Raw genomic sequence first — 19,593 nt, 5'->3', positions numbered from 1 at the left:
CATGCCTACCATCCTCGTCATCGACGACAATCGCGCCGTCAGTACGGCGCTGGAAGTCCTGTTCTCGCTGCACGACATCGACACCCTGCACGCAGAATCGCCCGGCGCCGGCCTCGCCCTGCTGCGCGAACACCCCGTCGACCTGGTCATCCAGGACATGAATTTCACCCAGGACACCACGTCGGGCGCGGAAGGCGAGCAGCTGTTCGCCGACATCCGCACGCAGTGGCCGGACATGCCCGTGATCCTGCTGACCGCATGGACGCACCTCGAGGTCGCGGTGAACCTGGTCAAGGCCGGCGCCGCCGATTACGTCGCCAAACCGTGGGACGACCGCAAGCTGCTGGCCACCGTCAACACGCTGCTGGAACTCGCCGAAGCCCGCAGCGAGCTGGAACGCCGTCGCAGCCGCGAGCGTCGTGGCCGCGACCAGCTCTCCAGCAAGTACGATCTGCGCAACCTGGTGTTCGAGGATCCCGCCAGTGAACGCGTGGTCGCGCTCGCCTGCCAGGTCGCGCGCTCCGACCTGCCGGTGCTGATCACGGGTCCCAACGGTGCCGGCAAGGAGAAGATCGCCGAGATCATCCAGGCCAATTCCAGCGTGCGTTCCGGCGCCTTCGTCACGCTCAACTGCGGCGCGTTGCCATCGGAACTCATCGAAGCGGAACTGTTCGGCGCCGATGCCGGCGCGTACACCGGCGCCAACAAGGCGCGCGAGGGAAAATTCGAGGCGGCCGACGGCGGCACGCTGTTCCTCGACGAGATCGGCAACCTGCCGCTGACCGGACAGATGAAATTGCTGCGCGTGCTGGAAACCGGGCGTTTCGAACGCCTCGGTTCCAACCGCGAACGCCACGTCACCGTGCGCGTGATCAGCGCGACCAATGCCGACCTGCCCGCGATGATCCGCGACGGCAGCTTCCGCGAAGACCTCTATTACCGCCTCAACGCGATCGAGCTCGCGCTGCCGCCGCTGTCCGACCGTCCCGGCGACATCCTGCCGCTGGCCGAGCGCTTCCGTCCCGCCGACAAGCCGCTGAGCGAAAGTGCGCGCGCCGCGCTGCTGCGCCATGCATGGCCGGGCAACGTGCGCGAACTGCGCAACGTCATCCAGCGCGCGGGCCTGCTGGCGATGGGTGAGCGCATCGAGGCGGCCGACCTCAACCTGCCGCGCCCTGCCCCGGTGCGCACCGCGATCGTCGCGGAACCGGAACGTGCCGACATCGAAGCGGCCATCGCGCGGGCTGGCGGCGTCATCGCACAGGCCGCCGCCGACCTCGGCATGAGCCGGCAGGCGCTGTACCGGCGCATGGAACGCTTCGGCATCAAGGCCCCATGATCCGCCGCTCGCTCGCCGGCCGCATCCTGTCCTGGCTGCTGCCGCTGCTGGTGCTGGCGCTGGTGCTGCCGCTCGTACTCTCGCGATGGCTGGGCGACGCGGGCGAAGCGGTGATCGTGTCGGCCATCGTGGTGCTGCCGCTGGCGATGTGGGCGATCCACCGGGGCCTGCGCAGCACCTACTCGCTGTTCCGCGCCCTCGCCGGCAGCGTCAACAGCTATCGCGACGGCGAATACAACTTCGGCATCCACTGGCAAGGCAACGACGATCTCGCGGAACTGGTGAAGTCGCACGCCGCGCTCGGTGAGGTGCTGCGCGAACAGCGCTTGAGCCTGGTGCAGCGCGAGCTGCTGCTCGATACCATGGTCCAGAACACGCCGGTCGCCATGCTGTTGATCGCCCCCGGCGGCGACGGCGTACGCCGCGTGATCTTCGCCAACGTGGCCGCGCGCAAGCTGCTGCACAGTGGCTGGAAGCTGGAAGGGCAGGACTACGACGCGCTGATCGAGTCTTCCCCTGTCGAGATGCGCGAGGCCCTCGCGCGTGGGGGCGACAGCCTGTTCGCCATCGGTAGCGAAGAAGAGGACGGCGAGGAGCAGGTGTACCACCTGGCCCGGCGCAATTTCCGCCTTAACGGACGCCCCCATGAGCTTCTGCTGCTGCGCCTGCTGACCAGCGAGCTGCGGCGGCAGGAAGTGATGACATGGAAGAAGGTCATCCGTGTCATCAGCCACGAACTCAACAACTCACTGGCACCGGTGGCTTCGCTTGCGCACTCCGGTGCGGAACTCGTGCGCCGCGGACGCCACGACCGGCTCGAGGAAGTGTTCGGCACCATCGAAGATCGCGCGCGCCACCTGGAAGGCTTCATCCGCGGCTACGCGCGCTTCGCCAAGCTGCCGTCGCCGCAACTGCAGACGGTGCACTGGCGCGCCTTCTTCGAGGGCCTGCAACGGCAGATCGCATTCGAACTGGTGATGACGGAGACCGAGATCGACGGCCGTATCGACATCGCCCAGATGGAGCAGGCCGTGCTCAACCTGCTCAAGAACGCGCACGAGGCCGGCGGCACCGCCGAGGGCGTCTCGGTGCGATTGATCCGCCTGCCGGACTGGCTGCGCATCGAGGTCATGGACCGCGGCACCGGCATGAACGACGCGGTGCTGCAGAACGCGCTGGTGCCGTTCTATTCCACCAAGCGCAACGGCACCGGACTGGGCCTGGCACTGAGCCGCGAGATCATCGAAGCGCACGGGGGCCGGCTGTCGCTGCACAACCGCGAGGGCGGCGGCCTGTGCGTGTCGATCCAGCTGCCGGAAACCGCGTAGCGCAGACCATGCCGTGCATCGCGTAGAGCGGAGCTCGCTCCGCTGCTCCTTCCACCGGATGTCGCGGAAGCTAACACGGACAATCCAGCATTCCGGCACCGGTCACGCTTTCAGCCGAGCAAGCTCGGCTCTACGTCACTTCGGCTTCTTTGTCGGCCGCTGCCAGCCATCGATCGTGACCTGTCGTGCGCGCGCGACGGTCAGCTGCTCGGCGGGCGCATTCTTCGAGATCACCGAACCCGCGCCGATGGTCGCGCCGTCGGCCAGCGTCACCGGCGCGACCAGCGACGCATTGGAACCGACGAACACGCGGTCGCCGATCGTCGTCGTCGACTTGTTCACGCCATCGTAGTTGCAGGTGATGGTACCGGCGCCGATGTTGGTACCGGCGCCGATAACGGCGTCGCCCAGGTAGGTCAGGTGATTGGCCTTGCTGCCCACCCCGATGCGCGCATTCTTCGTCTCGACGAAGTTGCCGACATGCACGCCGTCCGCGAGCTGCGTCCCGGGACGCAGGCGCGCGTACGGACCGATCAGCGCGGCACCGTCGCTGATGACGCCTTCGAGGTCACAGTGCGCGCGCACCTGCGTACCGGCGCCCAGCTTCACGTCCTTCAGGCGCGAGAACGGGCCGACGACCACGCCGTCGCCCAGTTCCACCTCCCCTTCCAGCACCACGTCGACGTCGATCTGCACGTCGCGGCCGACCTTCACCGTGCCGCGCTGGTCGAATCGCGCGGGGTCGATCAGACGCGCACCCTGCGTGCACAGCGCACGCGCGGCGCGCAGCTGGTAGGCGCGCTCGAGTTGCGAGAGCTGCCAGGGATCGTTGGCGCCTTCGGCCTCGATCGGCTCACCGACCAGCACCATCTCGGCTGGCGTGAACTCCTCCGCCGCCATCGCGAACACGTCGGTCAGGTAGTACTCGCCCTGCGCGTTCTCGTTGGACAGGCGCGACAGCCATCCTTTCAGCGCACTGCCGTCGGCCGCGATGATGCCGGTGTTGATGGTGCGGATGCGGCGCTGCTCGTCGTCGGCATCCTTGTGTTCGACGATCGCCGCCACGCGACCAGCTTCGTCGCGCACGATGCGGCCATAGCCGGTCGGATCGGCCGGCTCGGCGACCAGCACGGCCAGCCGCCCCGGTGCATCCAGCAGGTGCTGCAGCGTCTCGCTGCGGGTCAGCGGCACGTCGCCGTACAGGACCAGCACGCGCGCACCATCGGGAATGTCCGGCATCGCCTGCGCCACCGCATGCCCCGTGCCGAGCTGCTGCGCCTGGTGCGCCCAGTGCAGATCGGGCTGGTCGGCGAAGGCCGCCTGCACCTGCTCGCCGCCGTGTCCATAGACCACGTGCACGCCGGCTGGCGACAACGCGCGTGCGGCGTCGATCACGTGCGCCAGCATCGGCCGCCCCGCAATCGGCTGCAGCACCTTGGGCAGCACGGATTTCATGCGCTTGCCCTCACCGGCGGCGAGGATGACGACGTGCAGTGGCTTCATGTGATTTCCTGGACGGGGCGCCTGAGAGGATGCGCGACATGGTAACAATTACCCCATCAACGCAATCCGCGCCCCGTACCTGCCAATACCGGCCGCGACGACGCGTACCATGACGGCATGCTCCGCTCGCTCTCCCGATATCCATTGTTCCGCCAGGGTGGCAGCTTCCTCGTCGTCGGCGCGCTGCAGTTGCTGGTGGACTGGGTGCTGTTCGTGGCATTGACCGCGTTGGGCGTGCCTGCGGCGCCTGCGAATCTCGCCGGCCGCGTCGGTGGCGCGCTGCTCGGCTTCTGGTTGAACGGACGGGTGACGTTCGCGCAGGCGGGCAGTGCGCGGCTGGGGTGGTGGCGTTTCGCGAAGTTCCTGCTGGTGTGGATCCCGCTGACGGCGATCAGCACGCTGGCCATCGCCTGGGTCGCGGGGACACTGGGACTGGCGCACGCCTGGCTGGCCAAGCCGCTGGTGGAGGCCGTGCTCGCCGTGGTCGCGTTCTTCCTGTGGCGGCACGTGGTCTATCGCTGAGACCGGCGATGCGATGCCGGTGGCGCGAGGCCGTGCGCCTGGCGCAGGCTACGAAACGGAAACGCCGGCACGAGGCCGGCGTCTTCGAGGGTGCGGAGTGATCGACCTCAGTGCTTGAGGTTCTTGCGCAGGCGCTCCAGCGCGCTGAGTTGGGCGATGCTCATGGCCAGCTGGGCCTGGGCTTCCTCGATGCTCATCTTCGGATCCTGCTTGGACAGGATGCGCTCGGCTTCTTCCTTGGCCTTGCGGACCGAGGCCTCGTCGATGTCCTGCGCGCGGATCGCGGTGTCGGCCAGCACGGTGACGACCTGCGGCTGCACTTCCAGGATGCCGCCGGAGATGGCGAAGTCCAGCTGCTCGCCACTGGCCAGCGTCACCACCACCTTGCCCGGCTTCAGGCGGGTGATCAGCGGTGCGTGCTTCGGCGCGATGCCGAGTTCGCCCAGCTCGCCGGTGGCGACGACCAGGGTGGCTTCACCGTGGAAGATTTCCTGCTCGGCGCTGACGATGTCGCAACGGATGGTGCTCATGGAACTCTCTTTGGCTCGTGGGGCGGGCCGAAGCCCGCCGGACGTTCACGCGATGGCGAGCCAGGCCCGCCGCGCGTCGCTTACGCCTTCTCGGCGAGCTTCTTGGCCTTCTCGACCGCTTCTTCGATGCCGCCGACCATGTAGAACGCCTGCTCCGGCAGGTGGTCGTACTCGCCGTCGACGATCGCCTTGAAGCCGCGGATCGTGTCCTTCAGCGAGACGTACTTGCCCGGCGAGCCGGTGAACACTTCCGCCACGTGGAACGGCTGGCTGAAGAAGCGCTCGATCTTGCGCGCGCGCGACACGGCCTGCTTGTCTTCTTCGGACAGCTCGTCCATGCCGAGGATGGCGATGATGTCCTTCAGTTCCTTGTACTTCTGCAGCGTCGACTGCACGCGGCGCGCGGTGTCGTAGTGCTCGTGGCCGATGACGTTCGGGTCCAGCTGGCGGCTGGTCGAGTCCAGCGGGTCCACGGCCGGATAGATGCCCAGCGAGGCGATGTTGCGGCTCAGCACGACGGTCGCGTCCAGGTGGGCGAACGTGGTGGCCGGCGACGGGTCGGTCAGGTCGTCCGCGGGCACGTACACGGCCTGGATCGAGGTGATCGAACCGGTCTTGGTCGAGGTGATGCGCTCCTGCAGGACGCCCATTTCCTCGGCCAGCGTCGGCTGGTAACCCACGGCCGACGGCATGCGGCCGAGCAGCGCCGACACTTCGGTACCGGCCAGCGTGTAGCGGTAGATGTTGTCGACGAACAGCAGCACGTCCTTGCCCTTGCCGGACGCGTCCTTCTCGTCGCGGAAGTATTCGGCCATGGTCAGGCCGGTCAGCGCGACGCGCAGGCGGTTGCCCGGCGGCTCGTTCATCTGGCCGTACACCATCGCGACCTTGTCGAGGACGTTGGAGTCCTTCATCTCGTGGTAGAAGTCGTTGCCCTCGCGGGTACGCTCGCCCACGCCGGCGAACACGGACAGACCCGAGTGCGCCTTGGCGATGTTGTTGATCAGTTCCATCATGTTGACGGTCTTGCCGACGCCGGCGCCGCCGAACAGGCCGACCTTGCCGCCCTTGGCGAACGGGCACATCAGGTCGATGACCTTGATGCCGGTTTCCAGCAGGTCGTTGGCCGAGGACTGGTCCTCGTACGACGGGGCCGAACGGTGGATTTCCCAATGGTCGGCGGCCTGCACCGGGCCGGCTTCGTCGATCGGGTTGCCCAGCACGTCCATGATGCGGCCCAGCGTGCCCGCGCCGACCGGCACCGAGATGGCCTTGTCGGTGTTGACGGCGACCAGGTTGCGCTTCAGGCCATCGGTGGAACCGAGGGCGATGGTGCGCACGACGCCGTCGCCGAGCTGCTGCTGCACTTCGAGCGTGATGGCGGTGTTCTCCACCTTCAGCGCGTCGTACACCTTCGGCACTTCGTTGCGCGCGAATTCGACGTCAACCACCGCGCCGATGATCTGAACGATCTTGCCCTGACTCATTGCTGCATTCCTCTAGATGAATTCTTGTGACGAAGCGCGTCAGACTGCCGCCGCGCCGCCGACGATTTCGGAAATTTCCTGGGTGATCGCCGCCTGGCGGGCCTTGTTGTAGACCAGCTGCAGGGTACCGATGAGCTTGTTGGCGTTGTCGCTGGCGGCCTTCATGGCCACCATGCGCGCCGCGTGCTCGGACGCGATGTTCTCCAGCACGGCCTGGTACACCAGCGACTCGATGTAGCGCGTGATCACGTGGTCGAGCACGGTCTCGGCATCGGGTTCGTAGATGTAGTCCCAGTCGTGGTGCGCGACCTGCGTCTCCGACGCCGGCAGTGGCAGCAGCTGGTCGAACGCGGCGCGCTGGGTCATCGTGTTGACGAAGTCGTTGTAGACGACGAACACGCGGTCCAGCTTGCCTTCGGTGTAGGCGTCCAGCATCACCTTGATCACGCCGATCAGCTGGTCGAGCTTGGGCGCATCGCCCAGGTGGGACACGCTGGCCAGCATGTTGACCTTGACCCGGCGGAAGTACACCGAGGCCTTCTGGCCGATGGTGACCACGTCGACCTCGACGCCCTTCTCGTTCCACTGGCGGATCTCGCCCAGCATCTTGCGGAACAGGTTGTTGTTCAGGCCGCCGGCCAGGCCGCGGTCGGACGACACGATGATGAAGCCGACGCGCTTGACGTCCTTGCGCTCCACCATGAAGGGATGCTGGTAGTCGGTGTTGGCCTGGGCCAGGTGGCCGATCACCTGCTTCATCGCGCGCGCATACGGGCGCGAGGTCTTCATGCGGTCCTGCGCCTTGCGGATCTTGGAGGCCGAGACCATCTCGAGCGCGCGCGTCACCTTGCGGGTGTTCTGCACGCTCTTGATCTTGGTTTTGATTTCGCGTCCGCCTGCCATCTCTTCTTCCCGTAGAGCGGAGCTCGCTCCGCTTTCTGTCCGATCAGCGGAGCAAGCTCCGCTCTACACGTCGTATTACCAGGTACCGGTCTGCTTGAACTCGGCGATGCCCTTCTTGAAGGCGCCTTCGATCTCGTCGTTCCAGTTGCCGGTGCTGTTGATCGTGTCGACCAGCGCGCCCTGGGTGTTGGTGAAGTGCGCATGCAGCGCGTCTTCGAACGCCAGGATCTTGCCGACCGGCACGTCGTCCAGGTAGCCCTCGTTGACGGCGTAGATGGACAGCGCCTGCAGGGCGATGGACATCGGCGCGTACTGCTTCTGCTTCATCAGCTCGGTGACGCGCTGGCCGCGCTCCAGCTGCTTGCGGGTGGCTTCGTCCAGGTCCGAGGCGAACTGCGCGAACGCGGCCAGCTCGCGGTACTGGGCGAGCGAGATGCGGATGCCGCCCGACAGCTTCTTGATGATCTTGGTCTGGGCGGCGCCACCGACGCGCGACACCGAGATACCGGCGTTCACGGCCGGGCGGATGCCGGCGTTGAACAGGTCGGTTTCCAGGAAGATCTGGCCGTCGGTGATCGAGATCACGTTGGTCGGCACGAACGCGGACACGTCGCCGGCCTGCGTTTCGATGATCGGCAGCGCGGTCAGCGAACCGGTCTTGCCGGTGACCTTGCCTTCGGTGAACTTCTCGACGTACTCCTCGGACACGCGGGCGGCGCGTTCGAGCAGGCGGGAGTGCAGGTAGAACACGTCGCCCGGGTAGGCTTCACGGCCCGGCGGACGCTTCAGCAGCAGCGAGATCTGGCGGTAGGCCACGGCCTGCTTGGACAGGTCGTCGTACACGATCAGGGCGTCCTGGCCGCGGTCCATGAAGTACTCGCCCATGGTGCAGCCGGAGTAGGCGCTGATGTACTGCATCGCGGCCGACTCGGAGGCGGTGGCGGCGACGACCACGGTGTGGGCCAGCGCGCCGTTCTCTTCCAGCTTGCGCACGATGTTCGCCACGGTCGAGGCCTTCTGGCCGATCGCGACGTACACGCACTTGATGCCGGTGCCCTTCTGGTTGATCACGGCGTCGATGGCCATCGCGGTCTTGCCGGTCTGGCGGTCGCCGATGATCAGCTCGCGCTGGCCGCGGCCGATCGGGATCATGGCGTCGACCGACTTGTAGCCGGTCTGCACGGGCTGGTCGACCGACTTGCGCCAGATCACGCCCGGGGCCACGCGCTCCACCGGCGCGGTCAGCGAGGTGCCCAGCGGGCCCTTGCCGTCGATCGGCTCGCCCAGCGCGTTGACCACGCGGCCGAGCATTTCCGGACCGACCGGCACTTCCAGGATGCGCCCGGTGGTCTTGGCCACGTCACCTTCGCGCAGGTGCTCGTAGTCGCCCAGGACCACGGCGCCCACCGAGTCGCGCTCCAGGTTCAGCGCCAGTGCGTAGGTGCTGTTGGGCAGCTCGATCATTTCGCCCTGCATGACGTCGGCCAGGCCGAAGATGCGCACGATGCCGTCCGACACGGAGGTGACCGTGCCTTCATTGCGCGACTCCGCGGCCAGCTTGACCTTCTCGATACGGGTCTTGATCAGGTCGCTGATTTCAGAGGGGTTGAGCGTGGTAGCCATGGGTAAGTCCTGTGTGCCGGCTTGCGCGCGGCGGTTCAATGGGAATTCAGTGCGTCAGCGCCGACTGCAGGCGCGCCAGCTTGCCTTTCAGCGAGCCGTCGATCACCACGCTGCCGGCATCGATCACGGCGCCGCCGATCAGGGACGCGTCGACCGCCGTCTCGACCTCGATCTCGCGGCCGAAGCGCTTCTTCAGCGCGACCTTGATCTGGTCGAGCTCGGCGGCCGGCAGCACCGTCGCCGAGGTGACCTTGGCCTTCACGACGTGCTCGGCCTCGGCCCGCAGTTCCTCGAACAGGCCGGCGATTTCCGGCAGCTGCGCCAGGCGGCGCGCATCGGCCAGCACGGCGAGGAAACGCGAGAACGACTCGCTCGCGCCTTCCGGCGCCAGCAACACCACCGCTTCGGCGGGCAGCAGGCGCGGGTTGGGCAGCAGCGCGGCCACGCGCGGGTCCGCTGCGGCGTGCGCGGCGAAACCCAGCGCCTGCGACCAGGCAGCGAGAGCGCCTTCGCCGTGCGCGGTCGCGAAAGCGGCGCGGGCGTAGGGACGGGCGACGGTAAGGGCCTGGCTCATCGATCAGATCGTCCGGATCAGATTTCGGCGGCGAGTTCGTCGAGCAGCGCCTTGTGGGCGTTGGCGTCGATCTCGCGCTTCAGCAGCTTCTCGGCGCCACTGACGGCCAGCGCGGACACCTGCTTGCGCAGGTCTTCGCGGGCACGCGTGGCGGCGGCGTCGATCTCGGCTTCGGCCAGCGCCTTCTGGCGGTTGGCTTCGGCGATCGCTTCGTTCTTGGCCGCGTCGACGATCTGGTTGGCGCGCGCGTGGGCCTGGTCGATGATCTCGTTGGCCTTGACGCGGGCTTCCTTCAACGCTTCGTTGACCTTTTCCTGGGCCTGCGCCAGATCCTTCTGGCTGCGGTCGGCCGCAGCGAGACCTTCCGCGATCTTCTGCTGGCGTTCTTCGATGGCAGCAAGCAGCGGCGGCCAGATTTTGGTCGCAATGATCCAGATCAGGCCGGCGAAGGCCAGCGCCTGGGCGAACAGAGTGAGATTGATATTCATCGTAAACCTGCCGGTGATGAAGGGCCCGCGCACATTGCGCCGGCCCAGCTACGCCTGATGACTGACCGCGGACGAACGTCCGTGGTCAGGCGTGCACGCGACGGATCAGCCCGCCAGCTTGGCCAGCTGCTCGGTGAAGATCGTGATGAACGGGCTGGCGAAGGCGAACAGCAGGCCGACGGCGACCGAGATGATGAACGCGGCGTCGATCAGGCCGGCGGTGATGAACATGCGCACCTGCAGGACCGGGATCAGTTCCGGCTGGCGGGCAGCCGATTCCAGGAACTTGCCGGCCATGATGGCCAGACCCAGACCCGCGCCCAGCGCGGCCAGGCCGATCATGATGCCGATGGCGAGGGCGGTCGAAGCCTGGACCTGGGCGAGGTTGGTGAGGATGCTTTCCATGGTGATCTCCGGAACTTAAGTGCTTGAAAGGTGGATGGTAAAAGGCGAAACGGTGAAGCGGAAACTCAGTGACTGTCTTCCGACAGGCTCAGATAGACGATCGACAGCATCATGAAGATGAAGGCCTGCAGCGGAATGACCAGCAGGTGGAACAGCATCCAGCCCAGGCCGAACGCCGCGCCGCCGAGCATGCCCACGATGCCCGCGCCGCCCAGCACCCAGATCAGCAGGAACACGATCTCGCCGCCGAACATGTTGCCGAACAGTCGCATCGCCAGCGAAATGGGCTTGCTGACCCATTCGACGATGTTGAGGATCAGGTTGAACGGCATCATCCACTTGCCGAACGGCGCCGTCAGGAATTCCTTGGCGAAGCCGCCCAGGCCCTTGGAGCGGAACGCGAAGACCAGCATCAGGAAGAACACGCTGATCGACATGCCGAGGGTCGCGTTGACGTCGGCGGTGGGAACCGGCTTCCAAGCGTGCACGCCGAACAGCATTTCGATCGGCTTGGCGATGAAGTCTGCCGGGATCATCTTCAGCAGGTTCATCATCAGGATCCAGAAGAAGATGGTGATCGCGATGGGCGTCACCAGCTTGCTGGTCCCGTGGTAGGTGTCGCGGGCCTGCTTGTCGACGAACTCGAGCATGATCTCGACGAAGGCCTGCCACTTGCCCGGCACGCCGGCGGTCGCCTTGCGGGTCGCCATCCAGAAGGCGAACACGATCAGCAGACCCATCAGCACGGCGGTCACGAAGGTGTCGACGTTGATCGTCCAGAACGGACCGTCACCGCCCACCTGGGCCGTGAGGTTCTTCAGGTGGTGCTGGATGTAGCTGGTGGGAGTAAGAGCCTCGCCCGCCATGAGTCGGAAACCTTTCTAGTTGGGTTATCGCTGCTTGCCGGTCGCGACCAGCACCTGTGCCACCAGTCCGGTGATCACGCCCGCCAGGAGAGGCAGCGGGGGCAGCTTGTACAGCCCCGCGCCAACGACCAGCACGCCGATCACCACGACCCACTTCACCACCATGCCCGCGACCAGCCTCAGCACCGCCGAAACGGCCCCGAGCACCCCACCACCGAAGGCCATCCAGGCCGCCAGCAGCGCGCCGACCACGACCGCCAGCCCCCCGACCGCCGCCGCGACCGCCTGGGGCACGCCCCGGAGCAGGAACAGCAGCGCGACCAGCAGTACCGCCCCCGTCTGCCAGACAGCGGCGCGCAACACTAGCCGCCGGCCCGTAGCGACGGAATTCAGCACACGAAAGCCCTACGGAATTGGCGGGGTACAAGGCGGTAAAGCGCCTCGCCGAGCCGCAAAAGTATAGCAGCGGGACAATTTCCGGGACAACCGCCAAAGGTCGAAAGGCGGTCCGCGGCCACGATCCGCCCACAGCCCTTGCGGCGCCTGCGTGTAACCGTTTCCCCTGTTCAGAATTTTCCCGGAAATTTTCCGGAACTTTGCCGGAAACTCCCTGTCAGTCCTTGCAAGGCCTGCTGCTCAACTTCCTCGTCCGATGCTCCGCCACAGGCCTTCCACGAAGCCCCGGCTGCCCCCGGGGCTTCACTCTTTTGCAGGGTCGGAACGCGTCGCTCCGCCTGGTTGTTCATCCAATTCACCCGACGACGACCTGTCGGCCATGAAGGTAGGGCTCCCCCTCGACGCATGGAGCGCCCATGAACCGGCCCTGCCCCCGCAACACCCCATCCCTCGTTTCCCTGCTTGCCTGCCTGCCGCTGGCGCTGCTCGCCACCACCGCCGCCGCGCAGGATTTCGGCGACGACTCCCGCTTCGAAATCCGCCTGTCGGCCTTCAACCCGGAAGCCAACATCCGTCTCGACGGCACCGGCGTGGCCACCGACGGCGAGCGCTCGGAAGACCTGGCGGCCGCGGGCAACATCGACTCGGACGGCCGCTGGCGGCCGCGCGGCGAATTCGCCTTCAACATGACGCCACGCCAGTCGCTGCGCCTGAACTATTACGACTACCGGCGCAACCAGTCGTGGAACTTCGACGGCGACTGGGTCGACCCCGGCAACATCTTCGACGAGGTCGAGGTGCCCGGCGAGCCGGTGGAAATCCCGGCCGTGGACATCGACGGTCGCCTCAGCTTCGAACTGGCCAGCCTCAACTACGAATTCGCGGTCGTGGATACCCCGCGGTTCCAATGGGGCCTGGGTGCCGGCGTCACCCATGCCGTGCTGGAAGCCCGCGGCACGGGCACGAGCACGGGCACCGGCGAGGTGGACCCGCAGTGGGAGTCGTTCCGCTGGAAAAAGGACGGCACGTCTCCCAACCTGCATACGCGGGTCAGCTGGGCGCCGACCCAGCGCCTGCGCGTCGAGGCGCAGGCCCAGTATCTGGATACCCGCTGGGGCGACTTCGTCGACGAGCGCGGCCATTTCGAACGCGGCGGCCTGATCGTCGAATACCTGGTCACCGAGCGCCTGGGCATTCACGTGGGCTATGACTGGTTCCGACTTAAGCTCAGTGACGACTACCGGGGCTCGTTCGAGGCGCCGGCCGAATCGGGGGTCGGCACGGTCGAGGTCGCGGGCAAGGTGACCGGACAGTTCAAGGTCCACGGGCCGATGGCGGGTGTGACGTTCCGGTTCTGAGCCATCGATTGATAGCTTCTGCTTATCGACCCCAGCAGAACGTTCCATTGGACGGCATGCGCGGGGCGCCCATACTTGAGACCTGTTCTCAAATGGAGCCCCGTCGTGAACAAGACCCTGAGCTTCGCGATCCTGCACTTCGCGGTGGCCTTCACCTTGGGCTACCTGTTCACCGGCAGCCTGCTGGTGGGCGGTGCGCTGGCGCTGATCGAACCGGCCTGCAATACGGTCGTCTTCCACTTCCATGAAAAGGTGTGGAAGCGGATCGAGGCACGCCGGGCGGCGAAGACGATGCCGCTGCCTGCGTGAGACGCCGCTCGATCCAACGGAAAAGGCCGCGCTTCCACGCGGCCTTTTCCGTTTCGACGATCCTGCGAAGGCTTATTTCTTCTTCGGGATGTACAGATCGGTGATGGTGCCTTCGTAGACCTCGGCCGCCATCGCCACCGACTCGCTCAGTGTCGGATGCGGATGGATGGTGGCGCCGATGTCGGCCGCCTCCGCGCCCATCTCGATCGCCAAGGCGAGTTCGCTGATCAGATCGCCGGCATGCACGCCGACGATGCCGGCGCCGATGATGCGGTGGGTGTGTTCATCGAAGATGAGCTTGGTGAAGCCCTCGCCGCGGCCAATGCCGACCGCGCGTGCGGACGCGACCCACGGGAACTTGCCCACGCCGATCTTCAGGCCCTTGGCCTTGGCTTCGGTCTCGGTCACGCCCACCCAGGCGATCTCCGGATCGGTGTAGGCCACCGACGGAATCACCCGCGCCACCCACTCCTTCTTCTCGCCGGCGGCCACTTCCGCGGCCAGCTTGCCCTCGTGCGTGGCCTTGTGCGCCAGCATCGGTTGGCCGACCAGATCGCCGATGGCGAAAATGTGCGGCACGTTGGTGCGCATCTGCGCGTCGACCGGCACGAAGCCGCGATCGGTGACGGTGACGCCGGCCTTGCCAGCATCCAGCTTGCCGCCGTTCGGCGAACGACCCACCGCGACCAGCACGCGATCGAACGTGCCCGATTCCAGCTCCGGCTTCTGGCCTTCGGTGGCGCTTTCGAAGCCGACGGTGATGCCCTTCTTCGAGGCCTCGACCTTGGCGGCCTTGGTCTTCAGGTGCACGGCCACGCCCTGCTTCTTCAGGCGGTCGGCCAGCGGCTTCACCAGGTCCTTGTCGGCACCCGGCATCAGCTGGTCCATGAACTCGACCACCGTCACCTCACTGCCCAGCGCGCGATAGACCGTCGCCATTTCCAGGCCGATGATGCCGCCACCGACGACCAGCAGCTTTTTCGGCACGTCGGCCAGCTGCAGCGCGTCGGTGGAATCCATCACGCGCGGGTCGTCCCACGGGAAATTCGGCAGCTTCACCGCCTGCGAACCGGCGGCGATGATGCACTGCTCGAAGCGCAGCAGCTGCGTCTTGCCGTCGCTGCCGACAATCTCGAGTTCGTTCGGCGACACGAACTTCGCCACGCCGGTGACCGTACGCACCTTGCGCTGCTTGGCCATGCCGGCCAGGCCCTTGGTGAACTGGCCGACGACCTTGTCCTGCTTGAAGCTGCGCAGCTTGTCGATGTCGATCTTCGGCTTGCCGAAGCTGACGCCGATATCGTCGGAATGCGCGGCTTCGTCGATCAGCGCCGCCGCGTGCAGCAGCGCCTTCGACGGGATGCAGCCCACGTTGAGGCAGACGCCGCCCAGGGCTTCGTAGCGCTCGATGAGCACCGTATCCAGGCCGAGGTCGGCGGCGCGGAAGGCGGCGGTATAACCGCCGGGACCGGAGCCGATCACGACGATGCGGCATTCGATGTCGGCCGTCTTGCCGGTGCCCAGCGCCGGCTTGGGTGCCGAGGTCGCGGGCGCGGCGGGAGCGGCTGGCGATGGCGCGACCGGAGCGGACCTGGAGGGCGCGGCGGCTGCGCCCTCGCCTTCCAGGATCGCGACCAGACTGCCTTCGGCCAGCTCGTCGCCGAGCTTGACCTTGATCTCCTTGACCACGCCGGCGGCGGGCGACGGCACTTCCATCGTCGCCTTGTCCGATTCCAGCGTGACCAGGCCCTGGTCCTTCTTCACCGTGTCGCCCACGGCGACCAGGATCTCGATCACCGGCACACCATCGTAATCGCCGATGTCCGGCACCTTCGCTTCGATCAGGCCACCGCCACCGGCAGCCGCCGGTGCGGCGGTCGGTGCTGCCGCGACAGGCGCCGGGGCAGCAGCAGGCGTCGGCGCGGGCGCGGGCGCGGCGGGAGCCGCAGGCGCAGCCGGTGCGGGCGCGTGCGCTGCAGCGCCTTCGGCTTCGAGCACCGCTACCACACTGCCTTCGGACAGCGTGTCGCCCAGCTTGACCTTGAGTTCCTTCACCACACCGGCGGCCGAGGACGGCACTTCCAGCGTGGCCTTGTCGGACTCCAGCGTCACCAGGCCCTGGTCCTTCTTCACCGTGTCGCCCACGGCGACCAGGATTTCGATGACCGGCACATCGGTGTAATCGCCGATGTCGGGGACTTTGACTTCGATCGTGTTCGCCATGGTCTCGGCCTCCTTACAGCAGCACGCGGCGCATGTCGCCGAGCAGCTGGGCGAGATAGGCGGTGAAGCGTGCGGCGGCGGCGCCGTCGATCACGCGATGGTCGTAGCTCAGCGACAGCGGCAGCATCAGGCGCGGCTGGAACTGCTTGCCGTCCCAGACCGGCTGGATCGACGACTTGGACACGCCGAGGATGGCGACTTCCGGCGCATTGACGATGGGCGTGAACGCCACGCCGCCGATACCGCCGAGCGAGGAGATCGAGAAGCAGCCGCCCGACATCTCGGCCGGACCCAGCTTGCCTTCGCGCGCCTTCTTCGCCAACTCGCCGCTTTCCTGCGCGATCTCGTTGACGCCCTTCTTGTCGACGTCGCGGATCACCGGCACGACCAGGCCGTTCGGCGTGTCGGCGGCGAAGCCGACGTGGAAATACTTCTTCAGGGTGAGGTTCTCGCCGCTGGCGTCGAGCGAGGCGTTGAAATCGGGGAACTTCTTCAGCGCCGAGACGCTGGCCTTCATCAGGAAGGCGAGCATGGTCAGCTTGATGCCGGCCTTCTCGTTTTCCTTGTTCAGCGCCACGCGCAGCGCTTCCAGGTCGGTGATGTCGGCATGGTCGTGCTGGGTGACGTGCGGAATCATCGCCCAGTTGCGCGCCAAGTTGGCGCCGGAAATCTTCTTGATGCGCGACAGCGCAACGACTTCGGTCTCGCCGAACTTGCTGAAGTCGACCTTCGGCCACGGCAGCAGGTTGAGCCCGCCCCCCGCCGCGACCGGCGCACCGGCGGATGCCGGGACGGCCACGCCACCGGCCAGCACACCCTTGACGTACTTCTGCACGTCTTCCTTGCTGATGCGGCCACCGCGCTCGGTGCCCGTGACCTGGTTGAGGTCCACGCCCAGTTCGCGCGCGAACAGGCGCACGGCCGGGCTCGCATAGGCGACCTTCTCGGGCAGCACGCGGTCGGCGTTGAATTCCACGGGCGGCGTACGCGGCGGCGAGGCTTCCGGATCGATGCCCGGCTTGTCGTCCAGCACGCGCGACGCGGCGGGGGCAACGGCCGGCGCGGCGCGCTCCTGCGCGATCTCGCGCTGCGCGATCTTGTCCGGCGTCGGCGCCACGGCGACCGGCTCGACCTTGGCGCCGGTCTCGGCGGTGGCGGTCGGCGCAGGGGCGGCGGCGGGCTTGGCCTCGGCCGCACCGTCGCTGGCTTCGATCAGCGCGACGACCGCGCCTTCGGCGATCTCGTCGCCCAGCTTGACCTTGATCTCCTTGACCACGCCGGCGAACGGCGACGGCACTTCCATCGTCGCCTTGTCCGACTCCAGCGTCACCAGGCCCTGGTCTTTCTTCACCGTGTCGCCCACGGCCACGAGGATCTCGATCACCGGCACGCCGTCGTAATCCCCGATATCGGGGACTTTGGCTTCCTTGATGTCGGACATGGCGTTACTCCGGTGGGGGCGTGAAGAAGGGAAGCCCTATTGTGTCCGCAGTGGCGCGATGCGCCAACCATTCATTGGGATTAATTGCTGTCCACGGCGGGACAATCCGTGCCGACACGCGGGTACCGCGAGGCGGCGCAGCGTACTGGTATCCCTTTGGTTCGACGCTCGATCCACACGATACGCCGCCGCATTGTCAGTCGGTCGCCCGCAGGAAGGCAGCGATCGCGGCCCAGGCATCGCGTACGTCATCGTGCCGCAGCGCCGCATTGGCGGGACTGGTGGAGGGCAGTTCGATCAGCGTGGGCACGCGCGTGAGCTGTGGCGCGACATGACGATGGAACGCGTCCGCCGCTCTCCTTCCGTTGAGTGCGATCGCCACGATGCTGCGATGCGCTGCCAGCAGGTCGACGACGGGATTCGCGACCTCGCTGCCACGCACGATGCGCGCATCGAGACTGCCGCGGCGCTCGCACTGGCCGATGACATCCCAGAGCCCCACGCCTGCGCGATGGAGCATGTGCAGGCGAGCCTCGTACGGAAGATCGGACGAGAACCCGCACAACGACGCCATCACCGGCCAGAAGCGGTTGCGCGGATGCGCGTAATAGCGCGCGGCCTGCAACGATGCATCGCCAGGCATCGAGCCCAGCACCAGCACGCGGCAGTCCTCGCCTACGCTGGGTGGCAGCCCGGTCAGCAGGGTGCCCACGGATCAGCCGCCTGCGGATTGCCAGGGCTTTACCACCAGCAGCGCACCCGCCACCACCATCAGCAGGCCGACCACGCGCAGCGCATCGACCGGTTGCCGCGCATGCAGCACGCCGAAGTGGTCCAGCACCACGGAGCCGACCAGTTGCCCCGCCACCACCAGGCAGATCAGCGACGCCGCGCCGAGCCGAGGCACCAGCAACGTCGCCGACGCGACGAACACCGCGCCGATCACGCCACCGGTCCATGCCCACCACGGCACCTTGGCCAGCGCCGCCGGCACGAACACCGGACGCGTCAGCAGCCACCAGGCCAACAGCACGCCGGTCCCCACCAGGAACGAGCACAGCGAGGCGAACAGCGGTCCGGACGTCTGCCGCCCGAGCGACGCGTTGATCAACGCCTGCAGCGGCAACAGCATGCCGATGAAGAGGGCGAGGGCTACGCCGGTCGCGTTCATGGATCGCTCCTTCGAAGGGAGCGACACCATACGCCACCCCGTGTGATCAGCGGTGCGCGTGGCCCAGGTGGCGGTCGAAGAAGCCCGCGATCAGCGAATAGGCTTCCTTCGACTCCGGCAGGTCGGGGAACACCAGGAAGGCATGCCAAAGGCCATCGAAGACCACCAGTTCGGCGTCCACGTCCGCCCCCAGCAGGCGGCGGTGCATGGTCGTCAGCGCGCTGACGGAGAAGTCGCGGCTGCCCGCCATCAGCAGCGTCGGCGGGAAGCGCGCCAGTAGCGCCGGATCGTTGCCGGGGAACGCCACCGGATCGTCGGGCCGCGCCGTGCGCAGATAGGGCAACCGCTGCAGGTCGCCCTGCTTCATCGGCGCCGCGCCGGTGGCGATCTGCCCCAGCGTCAGCGTATCGCCGCCAAACGGAAGTCCGGTGCCGCACAGCGTGGCGACCGCGCCAGGCGACGGCAGGCCCTGCGTGAGGATGCGCGCCACCGCCTGCGCCGCCAGCATGCCGCCGGCCGAACAGCCATACAGGCCGATGTCCTCGGCACGGTGCTCCTCGAGCAATTGGCGGTAGACCGCTACGACATCGTCGACCGCGGCCGGATACGGATGCTCCGGCGCCAGCCGGTAATCGACCGCGACGACGGGAATCCCGGACACCGCCGCTACCGGGATCGCTTCCACCAGCGCCCCACTGCCCGCACCCCACATGAAGGCGCCGCCGTGCAGGTTGATCAGCACGCGCCCGCCTTTCGCTGCGTGCCCGCGTCGCGTCACCACCTGCACGGGCACGCCCGCCAGCGTCGTCTCGCGCACCTCCGCAGCGTACGCGCGGCGGACCTCGGCCAGGCGCTCATCGTTGTAACGCTGGTAGAAGCGTCGCTGGTCGGCCAGATCCGCCGGATCGGGCTGATGCCCTGCGCGCGCCTCCGCCTGCAAGGCGATGAAACGGTCGCGCGCCGCAGCACTGGCGAAGTCGCTGTAGGGCAACGGCGTTGCGGGAAGCGGCAGCGTGGCCGGATCGGTGGCCTCAGCGGACACGTCTTCCGCCGATACCCCACCGGCTGTCGCGAGCAGTACCCACAGCCACCCCGCCATGACCTGTCCTTTCCGTTTCATGGGCACA

At 67.0% G+C, this 19,593-nt stretch carries 20 protein-coding genes; 5 read left to right on the top strand and 15 right to left on the bottom strand.

Annotated features, from left to right (window positions below):
• The first annotated feature begins 1 nt into the window (after position 1).
• Together AC1Q5B_RS06155 and AC1Q5B_RS06150 are read left to right on the top strand one after the other, a co-directional pair.
• A complete protein-coding gene (locus AC1Q5B_RS06155; RefSeq protein WP_492630824.1) occupies positions 2 to 1,339 on the top strand; it encodes a sigma-54-dependent transcriptional regulator in 1,338 nt (445 codons plus the stop codon).
• Complete coding sequence (locus AC1Q5B_RS06150) at positions 1,336 to 2,667, top strand: sensor histidine kinase (protein WP_492630823.1); 1,332 nt, start codon at positions 1,336 to 1,338, stop codon at positions 2,665 to 2,667. The genes AC1Q5B_RS06155 and AC1Q5B_RS06150 overlap by 4 nt, the downstream gene beginning before the upstream one ends.
• Before the next feature lie 135 nt (positions 2,668 to 2,802).
• On the opposite strand, the gene glmU is transcribed toward AC1Q5B_RS06150, so the two are convergent.
• A complete protein-coding gene (gene glmU / locus AC1Q5B_RS06145; protein WP_492630822.1) occupies positions 2,803 to 4,170 on the bottom strand; it encodes a bifunctional UDP-N-acetylglucosamine diphosphorylase/glucosamine-1-phosphate N-acetyltransferase GlmU in 1,368 nt (455 codons plus the stop codon).
• A gap of 117 nt (positions 4,171 to 4,287) precedes the next feature.
• Here glmU and AC1Q5B_RS06140 point away from each other — a divergent pair, with 117 nt between their 5' ends.
• Positions 4,288 to 4,692: a GtrA family protein gene (locus AC1Q5B_RS06140; RefSeq protein ID WP_492630821.1), complete on the top strand. Its 405-nt coding sequence runs from the start codon at positions 4,288 to 4,290 to the stop codon at positions 4,690 to 4,692.
• Between the two features lie 107 nt (positions 4,693 to 4,799).
• Here AC1Q5B_RS06140 and AC1Q5B_RS06135 read toward each other — a convergent pair whose 3' ends face one another.
• The 9 genes from AC1Q5B_RS06135 to AC1Q5B_RS06095 all read right to left on the bottom strand — a co-directional run bounded on the left by AC1Q5B_RS06135 (position 4,800) and on the right by AC1Q5B_RS06095 (position 11,931).
• Entirely contained in the window at positions 4,800 to 5,222 is a 423-nt protein-coding gene (locus AC1Q5B_RS06135; protein WP_192313584.1) for a F0F1 ATP synthase subunit epsilon, read from the bottom strand.
• A gap of 80 nt (positions 5,223 to 5,302) precedes the next feature.
• Entirely contained in the window at positions 5,303 to 6,709 is a 1,407-nt protein-coding gene (gene atpD / locus AC1Q5B_RS06130; RefSeq protein WP_492630820.1) for a F0F1 ATP synthase subunit beta, read from the bottom strand.
• A 39-nt stretch (positions 6,710 to 6,748) separates the two neighbouring features.
• Positions 6,749 to 7,612 carry a F0F1 ATP synthase subunit gamma gene (gene atpG / locus AC1Q5B_RS06125; protein ID WP_192313578.1) on the bottom strand — a complete coding sequence of 288 codons (864 nt, stop codon included), beginning with the start codon at positions 7,610 to 7,612 and terminating at the stop codon, positions 6,749 to 6,751.
• 75 nt (positions 7,613 to 7,687) lie between these two features.
• The gene (gene atpA, locus AC1Q5B_RS06120) at positions 7,688 to 9,235 is read right to left on the bottom strand and encodes a F0F1 ATP synthase subunit alpha (protein ID WP_162338071.1); all 1,548 of its coding nucleotides are present in this window, start codon (positions 9,233 to 9,235) and stop codon (positions 7,688 to 7,690) included.
• Between the two features lie 46 nt (positions 9,236 to 9,281).
• Positions 9,282 to 9,809, bottom strand: a complete 528-nt coding sequence (locus AC1Q5B_RS06115; protein WP_492630819.1) for a F0F1 ATP synthase subunit delta — start codon at positions 9,807 to 9,809, stop codon at positions 9,282 to 9,284.
• A gap of 17 nt (positions 9,810 to 9,826) precedes the next feature.
• Positions 9,827 to 10,297, bottom strand: coding sequence for a F0F1 ATP synthase subunit B (locus tag AC1Q5B_RS06110; protein WP_062357049.1), 471 nt, complete (start codon positions 10,295 to 10,297; stop codon positions 9,827 to 9,829).
• A gap of 105 nt (positions 10,298 to 10,402) precedes the next feature.
• A complete protein-coding gene (gene atpE, locus AC1Q5B_RS06105) occupies positions 10,403 to 10,702 on the bottom strand; it encodes a F0F1 ATP synthase subunit C (protein ID WP_055939490.1) in 300 nt (99 codons plus the stop codon).
• A 65-nt stretch (positions 10,703 to 10,767) separates the two neighbouring features.
• Positions 10,768 to 11,568 carry a F0F1 ATP synthase subunit A gene (gene atpB, locus AC1Q5B_RS06100; RefSeq protein ID WP_492630818.1) on the bottom strand — a complete coding sequence of 267 codons (801 nt, stop codon included), beginning with the start codon at positions 11,566 to 11,568 and terminating at the stop codon, positions 10,768 to 10,770.
• A 24-nt stretch (positions 11,569 to 11,592) separates the two neighbouring features.
• Positions 11,593 to 11,931 (bottom strand): hypothetical protein, encoded by a 339-nt coding sequence (locus tag AC1Q5B_RS06095; protein ID WP_492630955.1) that lies wholly within the window; start codon positions 11,929 to 11,931, stop codon positions 11,593 to 11,595.
• 449 nt (positions 11,932 to 12,380) lie between these two features.
• Between AC1Q5B_RS06095 and AC1Q5B_RS06090 the strand changes: the two genes are divergently transcribed.
• Complete coding sequence (locus AC1Q5B_RS06090) at positions 12,381 to 13,322, top strand: hypothetical protein (protein ID WP_492630817.1); 942 nt, start codon at positions 12,381 to 12,383, stop codon at positions 13,320 to 13,322.
• 105 nt (positions 13,323 to 13,427) lie between these two features.
• Positions 13,428 to 13,631, top strand: coding sequence for a DUF2061 domain-containing protein (locus AC1Q5B_RS06085; RefSeq protein WP_492630816.1), 204 nt, complete (start codon positions 13,428 to 13,430; stop codon positions 13,629 to 13,631).
• A gap of 72 nt (positions 13,632 to 13,703) precedes the next feature.
• Here AC1Q5B_RS06085 and lpdA read toward each other — a convergent pair whose 3' ends face one another.
• The 5 genes from lpdA to AC1Q5B_RS06060 form a co-directional block, all read right to left on the bottom strand.
• Positions 13,704 to 15,854: a dihydrolipoyl dehydrogenase gene (gene lpdA, locus AC1Q5B_RS06080; protein ID WP_492630815.1), complete on the bottom strand. Its 2,151-nt coding sequence runs from the start codon at positions 15,852 to 15,854 to the stop codon at positions 13,704 to 13,706.
• A 13-nt stretch (positions 15,855 to 15,867) separates the two neighbouring features.
• Positions 15,868 to 17,295 carry a dihydrolipoyllysine-residue acetyltransferase gene (locus AC1Q5B_RS06075; protein WP_492630814.1) on the bottom strand — a complete coding sequence of 476 codons (1,428 nt, stop codon included), beginning with the start codon at positions 17,293 to 17,295 and terminating at the stop codon, positions 15,868 to 15,870.
• A gap of 196 nt (positions 17,296 to 17,491) precedes the next feature.
• On the bottom strand, positions 17,492 to 18,007 hold the full coding sequence (locus AC1Q5B_RS06070; RefSeq protein WP_492630813.1) for a DNA-deoxyinosine glycosylase: 516 nt from the start codon (positions 18,005 to 18,007) through the stop codon (positions 17,492 to 17,494).
• 3 nt (positions 18,008 to 18,010) lie between these two features.
• On the bottom strand, positions 18,011 to 18,466 hold the full coding sequence (locus tag AC1Q5B_RS06065) for a DMT family transporter (protein WP_492630812.1): 456 nt from the start codon (positions 18,464 to 18,466) through the stop codon (positions 18,011 to 18,013).
• 46 nt (positions 18,467 to 18,512) lie between these two features.
• Complete coding sequence (locus AC1Q5B_RS06060; protein WP_492630811.1) at positions 18,513 to 19,586, bottom strand: alpha/beta hydrolase; 1,074 nt, start codon at positions 19,584 to 19,586, stop codon at positions 18,513 to 18,515.
• Between the last annotated feature and the right edge of the window lie 7 nt (positions 19,587 to 19,593).

Source organism: Pseudoxanthomonas sp. GW835-FHT14C01 (assembly GCF_058793715.1).
The sequence above is the reverse complement of the archived record's forward strand: the minus strand, read 5'-3'. Positions and strand labels throughout refer to the sequence as shown.